We start from the raw sequence: 12,890 nt of genomic DNA, 5'->3' as shown, positions 1-12,890 counted from the left end.
TCCATCAGAGATGATAAGAGTATCGATTTTCAGACGACCGTGTTGAATGCGATCAGGGCGATAATCACCATGATACAGGCATGTTTCACCCCTGACCCGATCGAGGATTCACCCATCTGCCCTGCTATCAGCCCTGAGAAGAAGCCCTGCAGCACACAGGCATGGTAGAGCAGCCGGTCAAAGGTCTTGATCGGGATTGAACCGAGACCAGAGAAGGCACCTCCGGCCTGGGAGACCGAACCGGGCTGGATACCCCCAAGCACCGGCAGAAACTGGCTGGAGAGGACCCCGACCACGAAGATGAAGACCATGAACGAGAGGTAGACGATGGCCGTATAGATGAACATCTCACCAAGCCGCTCTTTCTTGAGGACATCCGACATCCTGGCATCGCTGGCCGCGATGTTCAGCACCTCGTTGATCTGCCCGCTCATCTCGCTGGCTTTGGTGATCAGCACCACCATCCTCGCGATGATTGGGGTGGTGATCCGCCGCTCAAACCGCATCAGCGCCTCGGAAAAGTTGGCCCCCCACTCCATGTCCCGCTTGATCCGCTTAATCTCGTAGCCGAGCACCCCGAGGTTCGCGTTGACCATGATGGTGATCGCCTGGGCCATCGTCAGCCCGACCTGGTTGATCCCTGCCATCCGGTCCAGAAACTCGGGGATCGAGGACTCGATCCCGCCCAGTTTCCGGTTCCATCCCTCAAAGAAGACCGCATACGGGACGAGAATGAGCAGTATCGCGACGATGATGTGGTCGTCGATCAGGTCGATGTAGGTCTCCAGGTCGGCAGCGCCATGAACCATCAGCAGGTGGACGAGTGCATAGATAATCCCAATCGGAACACTGATGAAGAGGATCCTGGACGGCTTCGTCACAAATGCCTGCAAAGGGTTGGAGAGGAAGGTCTTTACCTGTCGCCACTTGTCGTACCGGGCCAGGGTTGCAAAGAACGGTTCTTCACCGGCCGTGGACCTGACCCTGACGTCAGAGTACTCATGGAGAAGTTTCTTCTTGGTGAACCGGGAGACCACCTCGCTCTTGATCGAGACCAGGTCGATCATCACCATGAAGAGGGAGGTTCCGACCGGTAGCATCACGTAGGTGACCATCGAGAGCTGCAACACCGCAGAGCCTCCCATCATCCCCATCACCACCATGATGATGATCAGAAAGAGAGGGCCGGCGACGAAGAGGGTCACGTACGACTCTGCGACCAGCGAGAGAAACCCGAGGAACTGTTTCTGTTCGAACCGGGCCTCCTCCTGGAAGAGATGGACTCTCGTCGAGAGGAAGGTGGCCATATCACCGCCACTCTCGATCACCGAGAGGAGGTCCTGGAGAAAGTCCTTCAACTTGGTCGACGGGGTGGTCAGATTCAGCCTTCGTATGGCCGATACCTCATCAAGCCCAAAGAAGTCCGCGTCCCTGACGATCTGTCTGAATTCAAGGGCCACCTCACCATAGATGTTGGAGTGATCTGAGATCGAACGGAAGATCACCATCATCTCACCACCCCCCTTCCGCATCGCGTACATGTAGGCGACCGCATTATGAAGGGTCAGGTTTATCTTGGTCGAACGGGTCCCTTTCTGGATACCAGGCCACTGGAGGGCAATAAAGTAGGTGATGGCAGCTGCGATCGAGAAGGCCAGGATCCCGACACCCACCTGCTCGATGATCCCCATCGGGATCGGACCGATCGAAGCCGGCAGATGAAAGCCGATGACGGGAGTGGTCATCGAAGTGCCGCTGGCCTTCTGCATCGCGATCACCAGGCCTGAGATCACAAACCCAACGACTGCAAAAAGGATTCCAATCCCAATCGACGCCCCGATTGCCGTGACCAGGTAGTGCTCCACCGTCACTCCGGCCCTGCTCGAGATCAGGTCCGCGTTCAGGGTCTGCCATTTGATCGGGTCGCGCGCCACCCAGTCCTGAACAAACTGCCACTTCTTCATTCAAGTATCCTGCGAAGGTCAGCCTTGACTCGCATCACCCGCTGCGCATCGATATAATAGGCCTGGAAGATCCGTGATACAGATCGGTAATCCCTGATGTCCTGCTGATGCATCGCCATCAGCAATTCCTTTCTAACGGCGATCTCGTCATCGAGCTGCTCCCGCGACCAACCCCGCCGCTCGGCGATCGAGGCATAGACCTGAGACCTGCCGGTGTACGCGATCACGTCCCTGACCGGGTCGTAGGTGAAGACATTGTTCACCCGGAGATTCCCGGTCGACGGATCGATCCCGACCACCTCGACAATTTCCTGGCACCGGCGCACCCTGGCGGTCCCCTGGTAGATCAGCCCCTGGATCGAGATCACGTTCAGCGCCTGCACCATGTTCCTGGGCACATTCAACGGTTCGCTCTCCAGACGATGGATGGCCGCATCCACGCTCCCTGCGTGCATTGTCGAGAAGGTGGTATGGCCGGTGTTCATCGCCTGGAAGAGGGTCTGCGCCTCGTTCCCCCGGACCTCCCCCACAATGATGTACTCCGGCCGCTGTCGCATCGCAGACTTCAGCAGGGCAAACATGTCGATCGTCGACGCACTCTCAGCCACCGATTCCCTGGTCACCGAGGCGATCCAGTTGTCATGGTACAGCGTGATCTCACGCGTATCCTCGATCGAGACCACCTTTGCAAGCGGGGTGATGAAGAGCGAAACAGCGTTTAATGAGGTGGTCTTTCCTGAAGCCGTGCCCCCGATGAAGAGGAGACTCTTGTTGTTCTCGATCGCAAGCCAGAAGTAGACCAGGGCATCGGCGTTGAAGGTGTGGTACTCCATCAGTTCGATCGGAGTGAACGGCTCCTCCCGGAACTTTCGGATCGTGAACGATGTCCCCCGGGAGGTGACCTCTTTGCCGAGCGCCAGCTGCAGCCGAGAACCGTCCGGCAGCGTCGCGTCGATCAGAGGGCTCCCGATCGAGATATGTTTTCCTGAACGCTGAGCCAGTTTGATGGCGAGGGATATCAGCGACTCCTCGTCGAACTTGATGTTGGTCTTGATGTTCCGGTACTTCCGGTGATAGAGGAAGAGAGGGACATTGGTCCCATCGCAGGATATATCCTCGATATGGGGGTCCTTCATCACCGCGTCAATACGGGACCAGCCAAGGAAGTTTCGGATCAGGAAGTACTGGAGTTTGAACATCGTCGACTGTTCGAGCACCAGCCCGTATTCGGTCAAAAGACCATTCATCTTCTGAAAGAGGAGCTGATTCTTGTCGAAGCCGATCTCATCGTCGGTCAGGATCAGCACGTCACGAAGATCTTCAAAGATCCGCTCGATAAGTTCATACTCAAAAGGGGAGAGTTCGGGTTCATAGAGCACGTACTCCTCCTGCTGACTCTTTCTGTTATGGACGATGTTGACCTGGGAGCACCCCTCATCGACCCAGTAACTCTCGACCAGTTCATACTCATTCGGGAGGGTCCGATCCACCAGGGATCCATGCACAGCCGGGTCGTACTCGGCGATCCTCTTATCATCGGAGACCTTCCCCTTCAGGGACGAAAAGAGCGAGCGAGGCTTTTGAAGTCCGGATTCTTTTACTTCTTCGCTTTTGAACCCGCTGATCAGATCACGTAACCCTCTCAAGTGCCCAGCTCCGGTACCGCTACCTCAGTGTGTGTATTCAGGCTACATCAACCTACCCACTGTTACTATCATCCGCTCATCCTGGCAGCAGAAGGGCTGGAATCTGCAGAGCTGGATCTGGGGGAGATAGTCCATGACACAACATTTAATCCAGACATCCTGCATACAAAAAGAAGAGGAGTCGTGGAGGTCATCAGTGGCTGATAGCATGCGTATGCCCACAGGGATCACATCGTTTGATCCAGTGATGGAGGGGGGAGTGCCGCCAGGATCCGTGATCCTGCTGCTCGGAGATATTGGGGCCGGTTCGACCGAATTCGTCTACAGTTCGGTGATCAACCTCTCTGTACTGAAGAGGAACCCGAACAACCAGCGGCAAATGCTCCCAGAGGAGATCCGGTACATCACGTTCACCAAGATGGAGGATGACATCCGGCGCGATATTCACCTCTCCTTTGACCCGGAGATCACTGCCGGCCTGGGGGACGATGTCCACTTTGATGACCTCTCTGAACAGTACTTCGATGCGAGCACGGTACCCGGCGACTGGTATACCGAACGGGACCTGATGAGCCGACTGAAACGCCGTTCCGAACATAAGTCCACCCTGGTGCAGCTGGCAACTGTGCTGGGTACGGTGGCTGAGAACAGTCTGGTCATCCTCGATTCGCTGACCGATATCGCAACCAGTTACAGCGATACGGAGAACTGGAAGGAACTGACCGCGTACCTGCGTGGTCTGCAGCGGGTCTCAAAGCGCTGGAACACGACCATCTACATGCTCCTGACCGAAGGAATCCTGAACCGTTCGCAGATCCAGGAGATCGCCGACATCACCGATGCAGTGATTCTCTTCCGATGGGAGGAGAGCGCTGCTGCCCGGCGTCAGCGGGTGATGTACTTCCAGAAGTTCCGCGGGGTGATGCCTCATCTCGAAGAGAACGATCTGGTGAAGTTCTCGGTCAGGATATCGCCAAAGATCGGCTTTGAGGTCTCGAACATCAGGGTGATCATATGAGCGAGAACGAGGAGCGGGCCAGGATGGGGATCGATGGACTCGACGAGATGCTGAGCGGCGGCCTGATCCCGGGGAGCTTCGCTGCGATCGTCGGGACCTACGGGACAGGAAAGACGACGTTTGCCCTGCAGTTCATCTGGGAAGGGCTCATTCGCGGGGAGACCGCCATCTACATCAGCCTGGAGGAGAGCGAGGAGTCGATCGTCAGGTACATGCAGGTGAAGGGCTGGGACATCGACCAATACCGGAACACTTCGTTCTTTGTCCTGAAACTCGATCCGACCAACTTCAACCTTTCGATCAACTCGATCAGGAATGACCTGCCGCCCCTGATCAAAAAGTACAATGCCAAGCGGGTCGTCTTCGACCCGATCTCCCTCTTTGAGGATCTCTTCGACACCGACTCGGCACGCCGGTATGAACTTTTCAGGTTCGTCGATATGCTCAGGAGCGAAGACTGTACAGTGCTGATGACCAGCGAGGCCGACAAGAACAACCAGTACTCAAGCCGGCACAACCTGATCGAGTACCTGGTCGACACAGTGATCCTGCTCCGGTATATCCGCTCCAATGAGTCGTCGCAGGTCCACCTGGCCCTGGAGGTCGCGAAGATGCGCCTCTCGGCCCATTCCCGGGAGATCAAGCCCTACGAGATCCTCAGCGACCGGGTGAACGTCTACTCTGAGGCGAACGTCTTTTAACCACGAAACTCTTCGAAAGGAGGGCGAGTGGTTGCTTGCTGTGAACCTTGAAAGGGTGAGCAGGAAGCAACTCGCGACTCCCCGATAGGGGAGGAGCACTCTTTTACAAAAAACTAGAACGCGATCCCGGTCAGGTGGAGGAGCAGAACGATCAGCAGCCCGGGGATTCCACCGAATCCAACGACCAGCACGGTGATCAGATTGATCGAGACAGGAGGGAAGAGGAACAGGTTGACCAGCACCAGGACGACCACCCCGACTATCGCATGGACCAGCAGGTACAACAGGTTCTTCATAAAATAATAGAGTCCCACGGCCAGGGCGATGGCCAGGATCAGAACGATCAGTTCCACAATCATTGGTGAATGAATGGAGAACTGATCGTATACATCTTCTGATCAGATCGTAATGCCGGCCAGATGCAGAACAACCACGATCAGCAGCCCGGGAAGTCCGCCGAACGCACAGACCAGTACCGATGCGACGTCGATCGGGACCGGCGGGGTGAAGAGGTTGAAGTAGTTCAGCCCGAAGAGCACTGTGATCCCGACGATCGAGTTGATCAGCAGGGTCAGGGACTTCTTTAAAAAGTAGTAGATGGCGGCGGCCGCTGCAAAGGCGATCAACACCGTCAGCACTGATGCAATCATTCTAGGTACCAATGAGATGCTGCGTATTCAACCGGAGAGACGGGACAATCATCGACCCGACGGTCCGTACGCGCTCTGATACGCCAGCGATCTCGTGCAGCATCGAGAAGACGTTCCCGGCCAGCATCGCCTTGCGGATCGGGGCGCCAAACTCACCATTCTCCATCCAGCAGGGGTTGGAGATCTCCACCGAGAAGTCGCCTGACATCGGGTTTGCGGTGTGGGCACCGACGACATCCCGAACATAGACCGCCCGGTCCTGTTCGATCGGCTGCACCTCGCCCTCGACGACCAGCGAGTGGAACCCGATCGAGGGGTTGCCGCCGTAGCCGCCTCTGACGGCGCTGGCTGTAGAGGTCGCACCATACCGATATGCGGTCCGCAGGTCGTAGGCGAACGAATTGAGGATCCCGTCTCTGACAAAGTCGAGCCGGCTGGTCGGCACCCCCTCGGCGTCCCAGAACGTAGACCCCGGCCCATGAGGGCGGTGGGGATCATCAAAGATCTGCAGCGAGGGGACCCCCACCGCCGTGCCGAGCTTGTCAGCCAGGAAAGACCGGCCGGCATGGACACTCCGGCCGGAGAGGGCCGGCAGAAAGACTGTTCCGAGCAGTTCGGCGAACGCGGTCTCGGAGAGGATGATATCATAGGTGCCGGTGGCGAGGTCGTCGCCGCCGACCGAATGGGCGGCGAAGAAGGTGGCCCGTTCCCCGATCGCGGCCGGGTCGATGTCGAGGAATGCAGAGCTCTGCCCCTCGTACCCTGTCGACTGGCCGCTGATCGCCTCACACGAGAGGGAGAGACCGGTCTCAGGGACCGTGTACTCGACCCCATGGGTGTTGGCCAGTGTCGTCGTTGCATTGGAGAGGACGGCCGAGGCGCTGGTCACTGTGGCCGGGTGGGTGCCGGCCCCCTGTAGGATTCCATCCAGCAGTTCGTGGAGCTGCCCGGCATCAGGGGTCAGAGTCGAGTCATAACAGAGCGGAGTCCGGTCCAGGGCTGCTGAACCAGGGAGGCCGTTCCAGTCCTGCCCGGTGGCGAGCCGGCCGCTGGCCAGGGCCGCCGCCAGGCACTCCTTCCACCGGGAGGGATCGTTCGTCGAAGAGGTTCCGATCCTCCCGCCGACGATCGTCCGGATCCCGAGCCCGCACTCATGCGAGGCTTCGGCCACCGCGATCGTCCCCCGCTTGAAATCTGCCGAGACCATCTCTCCTTCGACGAAGTAGACCTCAACCTCGTCCGCATGGCGTGCGCCTTCGCGCAGCACCTCTTCAATCACTGCCACTGCCACCCACCACCGCATCGATCAGAAGAACATGGGGAGCCCCATCCGAGACGGGCACGCTCTGCCCGCCCTTTCCACAGTATCCCTGTCCCATCGTCCGATCATTGCCGATCAGCACGATGTTGTGGAGGGTTGAGAGGATCTCCCCTGATAGCGAGACATCCCGGACCATGCCGGCCTGTTCCCCATTCTCGATCATATAACCATACTCTGCATTGAACTGGAAGACACCCCGTCCGGGGTCCACCTGTCCGCCACGGGAACCACAGAGGAGGATCCCGTCCCTGCACTCTGCAAGGATCTCGTCGTACGAGGAGTCCCCGTTCTCGATGAACGTGTTGGACATCCGGACCTGCGGAACCTGCCCGGGCATCGCACGGGCATGGCCGGCGATCCCGTCGCCGACCGCCGCGAGCGTCTCCAGGTTATGGAGGTACGCCGAGACCACGCCGTGGCTGATCATCTCGGTCCGCACAGGCAGCACCCCCTCTGCATCGCAGGGTTCGAACCCGAAGAGGTAGAGGGAGGGATCGTCGACGATCGTCAGGGTATCGTTGCCGATCCGTTCGCCGATCCTTCCTTTCAGCACCGAACTTCCCTCATGGATCAGGTCCCCTTCGCTGGCATGGCCGATCGCCTCGTGAGCGAAGACCCCGGCCAGTTCTGGATCGAGAACGGCACGGAGCGATCCGCCCTTCGGGACCTTCGCTGAGAGGAGGGAGATCGCCGTCGCCGCGGCCTTGCTCCCCATCTCCTCGCGGTGACTGAGGTTGAAGCCGCTGATCGTATGTTCCCGCTCGTACCCCATCTGCATCATCCCCTGCTCTGAGGCGACGGCCAGCACATTGAACCCGGACCGGACCTGTTCAAACTCCAGTTCGGTTCCATGACAGTCGGTGAATCGGACCTGTTCGTGCCGCTCGATGTAGGTGGCTCGCGTATTCACGATCCGGGGTAGACGGGCCGCCCGCTCGATCGCGCCGAGCAGGGCCGTCTTCTCTTCGAGGTCCACATTCAGCGGATCTTCGATGATCTGAGGACCATTCATCACACCGCGAGGGGCGTCCCCGAGGGTCACCTCTTCACCGGTGATCGCGGCGATATCGCGAGCCTTTTCGAGGAGTTCTGTGACCCGGGCAGGGGTCGGACGGAAGGAATCAAGGGAGTAGACACCCCAGCCCTTCGCTCCGAGTACCCGGATCACAGCCTGATCGAAGAACGAGGTGCCGGCCGACTCCACAATGCCGTTATCGATGTCGATGTGGGTGGCCTCACCACGTACATGCCTGACATCATAGTATCGGATCTCCTCCATCAGATCACCGTTGGGCGGATTCCGGTCTTGTCGAGGAGGTTGGCGGCCGGCCGTGAGGCCATGTTCTTGATCTTAGAGAGGAAACCTTCCTCGTTCTCAGGGACCAGGGCCTCCTTCAGCACGTCCTCGATATGATAGACCGGGACGATCTCGACCATCGAGCGGTACCGCTCCTCGATCATCACATCATTCATGTTTGAGGCCGGGATCAGCACCTTCTTGATCCCTGCCTTGGCCGCAGCCTCGATCTTGTAGGTGACTCCGCCGATCGGGAGGACGTCACCTCGGACCGAGAGCGACCCGGTCATCGCGATGTCCTGCCTGACTGGGATCCCCTCGATCGCACTGATGACAGCCGTGGCTACACTAACCGATGCTGAGTCCCCGTCCACGCCACCGTAGGTACCGATGAACTGGATATGGATGTCGAGTTTCTGGATGTCCTGCCCGGTGAACTTCTTGATGATCGCCGAGACGTTGGTGATCGACTCCTGAGCGATCTCCTTGAGCAGCCCGGTAGCGATCACGCGGCCGTATTGACTCTGACTGAGGGTGACCTCGGCCATGATCGGGAGCACCGAGCCCGAGTCGGCCCCGGTCACGGCGAGCCCATTCACCCGGCCGATGCTCGTCCCCTTCACCACCGAGAGGTCATAGTCCTTCAGCCGCCGGCTGTTCTCATCTGAGATCTGATCCTCGATAGAACGGGCGGTCTCCTTGGCTGCCAGCACATGGGCAGCGGTGGTCAGGTCGACCCCTTCCTGCCTGGCCAGGTCGCCGGCCACCCGGATCAGTCCGCCCATGTCACGCAGCTTCAGTGTCAGATGCCCTTTGCGCCCTGACCGACGGCGGCCCTCTCTGAGCACCTCTGCCATCGCACCCTGGTCGAAGTGCGGGATCTTGCCATCGTTCTTGATCTCCTGGGCGATGAACCTGATGAATTTCTCACGGTTCTCGGGGGTCTCCTCCATCGACTCAGCCATGTACACCTCGTAGCCATAGCCCCTGATACGGGACCGGAGGGCCGGGTGCATTCCCTGAACCGCGTCCAGGTTGCCGGCCGCGATCATCACGAACCGGCACGGGACCGGCTCGGTCCTGACCATCGCACCACTCGAGCGTTCGCTCTGCCCGGTGATCGGGAACTCTCCCTCCTGCAGCGCAGTCAGCAGGTTCTGCTGTGAGCCCGGCGAGAGAGTGTTGATTTCATCGATGAAGAGCACACCGCCGTTGGCACGGTGGATCGCCCCGGACTCTACCCGGTCATGGGCAGGGGTCTCGAGCCCGCCGCTCTGGAACGGGTCATGCCGGACGTCACCGAGCAGTGCCCCGGCCTGGGAACCGGTCGCATCGATGAAGGGAGCGGTCGCGGTGGTATCGTTGGAGACGAGCAGCTTCGGGACCATCGCTTCATCCTTGGGGGTGCTGTACCGGAGGGCCATGAAGACGAAGGCTGCGGCGATGATCCCCATCAGCCACTGCATCGTGATGAACGAATAGCCGATGATCCCGACCATCAGCAGCAGCATCAACGTGTTCCGGAACTGTGCCCGTTTCTTGGCCTCCGCCTTATGGGCAGCGACGATCTGTTTCGCCTTTCCCGCAGGGACGGTCCTGATGATTGGATTGTTGGAGTCCTCGGCATTGGGGTAGACCATCAGGTCCTGCAGCTCCTCTTTAGGGAGTAGTTCAGCCATTGCCTTTGCAAGCATCGACTTCCCGGTCCCCGGGCTACCGATCATCATCACATGGCGGCGTTGTATCGCTGCCTTCCTGATCACCTCAACCGCGTGCTCCTGACCGATCACCTGATCGATCAGATGCGCCGGCACCTCAATCTCGGATGAGGTCTCCACCTGCACGTTCTCTAAAATGGTATCCTCGTGCGTGGGCTCCTCATTTACAGTACTGTCCATTATGATTTTTCCCTCTTCAATCCTTCTTAATTTATATAATTTATGCATGATTGTTTAAGTACTTTCAGCTAAGGTATGATCACATGAAGGTAATCAGTACAGAGCGTTCACAGGTGCTCGGTGCGCGTGTAGCAGCCAGTCTGGGCGTCGAACTGGTAGACGTCAAATTTTCGCGGTTTCCTGATGGGGAGTCCTACCTGAACCGGAGTGGTCTCGACGATCAGACCATCATCATCGGGAGCATCACTGACAACGATGCGCTCGTCGAACTGCTGCTGTTGATCGATGCCTGCGACACCTCGGAGAACACCCTGGTCCTCCCGTACATGGCCTATGCACGTCAGGATCAGCGGTTCAAGGACGGCGAACCGATCTCTGCCAGGGCTGTGGCCAGGGCGGTCAGCAGGGGGGTCAGCAGGGTGAAGACGATCAACATTCATCAGGAGGAGGTCCTCTCGTACTTCGATGTCCCGGCAGAGGACCTTTCGATGGCCCCCGATATCGGAAGACACCTGCAGCAGATGGAGCTGACTGATCCACTATTGCTGGCTCCGGACGAAGGAGCAGCCAGATTCGTCGCAGATGTCGCTGCCGCCGACGGCTGGGACTGCGATCATCTGCAGAAGACCCGGCATTCAGGCGATCATATCACCATCGCACCCAAGTCGCTGCCGGTGGAAGGAAGGGAGGTCGTGATCATCGACGATATCATCTCAACCGGGGGGACGCTGGCTACCGCTGCAGGGATGCTGAGAGTCCAGGGGGCGTCCCGGGTCGACGCGATCTGCGTCCACGGGGTGCTGACCGGCGGGGCTTACGCCCACCTCTGTGCATCAGGGGTCGGCCAGGTGATCGCCACGGATACGATCGAGCGGGCGTGCAGCCGGATCACGGCCGCAGACTGCATCACGAGATCTCTGCAGGACTGATGCTTGCGATCGACGGTGCCTACCTCGAAGGGGGCGGCCAGATCATCAGGACGGCGGTGGCCTGCGCTGCGTTGACCGGTCAACCGATAGAGATCGATCACATCAGGACCGGGCGATCCAACCCGGGGCTGAAGAACCAGCACCTGGCTGCCATCCGGGCTGTGGCCGCCACGTGCAGTGCCGAGGTACAGGGGGCGACGAAGGGATCCGGCCGGCTGGTCTTCCGACCGGGAATGGCGAGGAGAGCGGAGGTCAGGGTTGACACCGGGACGGCCGGGTCAGTTCCGCTGATCATCCAGGCCTGGCTGCCGGTCGCGCTGGTACACGGTGGAACACTCATGGTGACCGGCGGGACCGAGGTACAGGGGGCGCCGACGATCGATTACTTGGAGCACCTGCTGCTGCGGGTGCTCAGGCACCATGGAGCAGAGGTCACCCTCGCTCTTCAGCAGCGGGGGTACTTCCCGGCAGGGGGCGGAGCAGTGAAGGTCACGGTCGCCCCGTCCACCCTCGACCCGATCAGGATCAGCGAATCACTCAGACGTTCGAACGGCATCTGCTCCTCGGCCGCTGGCCTCCCCCACCATGTTGTCGAGCGACAGATGTCCGCGGCAGAGAGAGCGATGCGAGGGATCCCGGATATCGGAATCCCAGAGCAGTTGATAGATCTGCGGACTGAAGGTGGCCCGGGGTCGTCGTGCACGGTATGGGCCGGCACCCATGGGGGGAGCATGCTCGGCAGGCGGGGACTTCCCGCCGAAAAGGTCGGGGCAGAGGCGGTCGCAAACCTGCAGGAGGAACGTGTTGCAGGCGGTGATGTGGATCGGTACCTCGCGGACCAGCTGCTGGTCTATCTGGCAGTGGCCGGAGGGAAATATACCGCCGGCAGGTTTACGCTTCACGCAGAGACGATGCTCTGGCTCCTCGACCTCTTCGGGTACCGAATCCGGCATGCAGGCGGCACTGTCACGGAGTTATCAGCATGATGTATGTGCTGGACGCCTCGTTCTTCTTCGCCGGGGCGGAGACAGAGCGGCTACCCCAACCGGTTGATCAGGAGACAGACCTGTACACGACGCCGGAGGTGGTGGACGAGGTGAAAGACCTCTCCGCCCGCTGCCGGCTTGAGGCGCTGACCGAGGCCGGGCTGAAGGTGATGGCACCATCAAAGGAGTCACTCCACCGAGTCGACCTCGCCTCCGGCGTCAGCGGGGACCGACCGGTCCTCTCCCTGACCGATACCTCCCTACTCGCCCTCGCTCTCGACCTGGACGCCACCCTAGTAACCGACGACTTCGCAGTGCAGAACACGGCGAAGGCTGCAGGGGTCAGGACCGCAGCGATCCAGCAGCGGCACGCCAAGTACCGGCGATGGCGGTTCCGGTGCTCCGGCTGCGGCAGGTACTACCACGAGGTCGGGGAATGCCTGGTCTGTGGAGCCGAGATTAAAAGAAAACTTAAATAGA

At 59.4% G+C, this 12,890-nt stretch carries 12 protein-coding genes; 5 read left to right on the top strand and 7 right to left on the bottom strand.

The window, feature by feature from the left end:
- Window positions 1-29 precede the first annotated feature (29 nt).
- Together ACFKSJ_RS09785 and ACFKSJ_RS09780 are read right to left on the bottom strand one after the other, a co-directional pair.
- The gene (locus ACFKSJ_RS09785) at window positions 30-1,964 is read right to left on the bottom strand and encodes a type II secretion system F family protein (protein WP_440949614.1); all 1,935 of its coding nucleotides are present in this window, start codon (window positions 1,962-1,964) and stop codon (window positions 30-32) included.
- Window positions 1,961-3,610, bottom strand: coding sequence for a type II/IV secretion system ATPase subunit (locus ACFKSJ_RS09780; RefSeq protein WP_440949613.1), 1,650 nt, complete (start codon window positions 3,608-3,610; stop codon window positions 1,961-1,963). Before ACFKSJ_RS09780 ends, ACFKSJ_RS09785 begins: the two co-directional genes overlap by 4 nt.
- A 208-nt stretch (window positions 3,611-3,818) precedes the next feature.
- Here ACFKSJ_RS09780 and ACFKSJ_RS09775 point away from each other — a divergent pair, with 208 nt between their 5' ends.
- Both ACFKSJ_RS09775 and ACFKSJ_RS09770 read left to right on the top strand, forming a co-directional pair.
- Complete coding sequence (locus ACFKSJ_RS09775) at window positions 3,819-4,628, top strand: RAD55 family ATPase (RefSeq protein WP_440949612.1); 810 nt, start codon at window positions 3,819-3,821, stop codon at window positions 4,626-4,628.
- On the top strand, window positions 4,625-5,329 hold the full coding sequence (locus tag ACFKSJ_RS09770) for a KaiC domain-containing protein (protein WP_440949611.1): 705 nt from the start codon (window positions 4,625-4,627) through the stop codon (window positions 5,327-5,329). The genes ACFKSJ_RS09775 and ACFKSJ_RS09770 overlap by 4 nt, the downstream gene beginning before the upstream one ends.
- A 113-nt stretch (window positions 5,330-5,442) precedes the next feature.
- Here ACFKSJ_RS09770 and ACFKSJ_RS09765 read toward each other — a convergent pair whose 3' ends face one another.
- Genes ACFKSJ_RS09765 through lonB form a run of 5 tightly spaced genes read right to left on the bottom strand, consistent with a single transcriptional unit; the run spans window position 5,443 to window position 10,495 of the window.
- Entirely contained in the window at window positions 5,443-5,688 is a 246-nt protein-coding gene (locus ACFKSJ_RS09765) for a pro-sigmaK processing inhibitor BofA family protein (RefSeq protein WP_440949610.1), read from the bottom strand.
- A 39-nt stretch (window positions 5,689-5,727) separates the two neighbouring features.
- Window positions 5,728-5,979 (bottom strand): pro-sigmaK processing inhibitor BofA family protein, encoded by a 252-nt coding sequence (locus tag ACFKSJ_RS09760; RefSeq protein WP_440949609.1) that lies wholly within the window; start codon window positions 5,977-5,979, stop codon window positions 5,728-5,730.
- Window position 5,980: 1 nt separating this feature from the next.
- Window positions 5,981-7,264, bottom strand: a complete 1,284-nt coding sequence (locus tag ACFKSJ_RS09755; RefSeq protein ID WP_440949608.1) for a TldD/PmbA family protein — start codon at window positions 7,262-7,264, stop codon at window positions 5,981-5,983.
- Window positions 7,251-8,579, bottom strand: coding sequence for a TldD/PmbA family protein (locus ACFKSJ_RS09750; protein WP_440949607.1), 1,329 nt, complete (start codon window positions 8,577-8,579; stop codon window positions 7,251-7,253). Before ACFKSJ_RS09750 ends, ACFKSJ_RS09755 begins: the two co-directional genes overlap by 14 nt.
- Window positions 8,579-10,495, bottom strand: coding sequence for an ATP-dependent protease LonB (gene lonB, locus ACFKSJ_RS09745; protein WP_440949606.1), 1,917 nt, complete (start codon window positions 10,493-10,495; stop codon window positions 8,579-8,581). The genes ACFKSJ_RS09750 and lonB overlap by 1 nt, the downstream gene beginning before the upstream one ends.
- 83 nt (window positions 10,496-10,578) lie before the next feature.
- On the opposite strand from lonB, the gene ACFKSJ_RS09740 reads away from it, so the two are divergent.
- The 3 genes from ACFKSJ_RS09740 to ACFKSJ_RS09730 are packed head-to-tail and all read left to right on the top strand — an operon-like array spanning window position 10,579 to window position 12,889.
- Entirely contained in the window at window positions 10,579-11,424 is an 846-nt protein-coding gene (locus tag ACFKSJ_RS09740; protein WP_440949605.1) for a ribose-phosphate diphosphokinase, read from the top strand.
- Window positions 11,424-12,410, top strand: a complete 987-nt coding sequence (gene rtcA / locus ACFKSJ_RS09735) for an RNA 3'-terminal phosphate cyclase (RefSeq protein ID WP_440949604.1) — start codon at window positions 11,424-11,426, stop codon at window positions 12,408-12,410. The genes ACFKSJ_RS09740 and rtcA overlap by 1 nt, the downstream gene beginning before the upstream one ends.
- Window positions 12,407-12,889, top strand: coding sequence for an NOB1 family endonuclease (locus tag ACFKSJ_RS09730; RefSeq protein ID WP_440949603.1), 483 nt, complete (start codon window positions 12,407-12,409; stop codon window positions 12,887-12,889). Before rtcA ends, ACFKSJ_RS09730 begins: the two co-directional genes overlap by 4 nt.
- Window position 12,890: the final 1 nt, after the last annotated feature.

Origin of the sequence: Methanosphaerula subterraneus, assembly GCF_052055875.1 — an archaeon.
Lineage (GTDB): Archaea > Halobacteriota > Methanomicrobia > Methanomicrobiales > Methanospirillaceae > Methanosphaerula > Methanosphaerula subterraneus.
Note: the sequence above shows the minus strand (reverse complement) of the source record. Positions and strands in the feature narration are given on the sequence as shown.